A 1,022-nucleotide genomic window follows, 5' to 3' on the forward strand; every position below is an offset into this window, starting at 1 on the left:
CAGTAATATCTGGTAACGTAGCCAGAGGACGGTTATCTACTGGTCGGTCTAGAGGCTTACGTACCCCATGCAACTGACTCTGTAGTACTTGGGTAAAATCCAATTTGAGAACAGTAGCACCATTTTCCTTGGGATCAACAACCGTCCGAAACCAAATTTCCCCATCTTGACCACGACGCACTGTTACTTCCAAATCCAGGTTTAGCTGTTTGATAGCCAAAGACTTACCACGAGCATAGGATTTGAGGGAGAGAGTATCTTCCGCATAGTCAATTTCCGATGCGATCGCATCCACCAATTCTGCCAACTGCCATTCTTGGTTATCCTCTGTTACTGACTCATCATTACTCATCGATCCGAAGTTCCCTCTTCTGACTTCCCTACTCGCTAGTTCCATTAACCCCAAGGGCGGGGGATCTCACCCAATTGAGAACTGCTATACATGCCATAGTTTACCCTTTACCTTTTGTCTTCAGTAGTGATAGTGATTCGGATACGACCATTACTACCAACTGGTTCTGTTTCACGAGCTGATGGCATTGTAACTATCACTCTACGTGACTTTTCTGGTAAAGACTGGGGGTCAGTTTGCAGGCGTAGATGGGCAGGAATCTCAACATCCACATCAGTGACCTGTAACTTCAATGGTTCAGCAGCCCGATCACTTGTTTGTTCCAATGTGTCAGTGATCTCTCGGAAAATCAATGTGATTAAATCCCCTAGTGTGATCTCAGCCATCAGAAAATCTTGGTGATTAGTAGTTCAATTATAATCTTTAGCAAAGGGAACAGGGAACAGGGAACAGGGAACAGGGAACACTCATATTTTTTTTTAGGACTGAAATTGTTTTTTATCAGTTCTGTTTTTTTTTTACAAATTAAATTATTGATATAATGCTCTGCTAGATTATTTTGGATATTACCTAGTTTTTATAAATTAAATTTAAACAATTATTACAGGGGTTTAAAACTAGCCAAAATTTATATTTACTTGATTAAATCTTGCCTGTTGCCTGTTGCCTG

The 1,022-nt window shown here is 40.8% G+C and carries 2 protein-coding genes; both read right to left on the reverse strand.

Going from position 1 to position 1,022, the window contains the following annotated elements; genetic code table 11:
* Positions 1 to 352, reverse strand: a 352-nt coding sequence (locus F6K49_RS52830) for a hypothetical protein (protein ID WP_293111115.1), incomplete at its 3' end; no start/stop codon positions are given.
* A gap of 107 nt (positions 353 to 459) precedes the next feature.
* Positions 460 to 738 carry a hypothetical protein gene (locus tag F6K49_RS52835; protein ID WP_293111117.1) on the reverse strand — a complete coding sequence of 93 codons (279 nt, stop codon included), beginning with the start codon at positions 736 to 738 and terminating at the stop codon, positions 460 to 462.
* Positions 739 to 1,022 lie beyond the last annotated feature (284 nt).

This window comes from Moorena sp. SIO3I6, assembly GCF_010672095.1.

What these genes read in the sequence shown, in the direction of transcription:
- F6K49_RS52835 (WP_293111117.1), bottom strand. Translation starts at nt 738, where the DNA reads ATGGCTGAGATCACACTAGGGGATTTAATCACATTGATTTTCCGAGAG.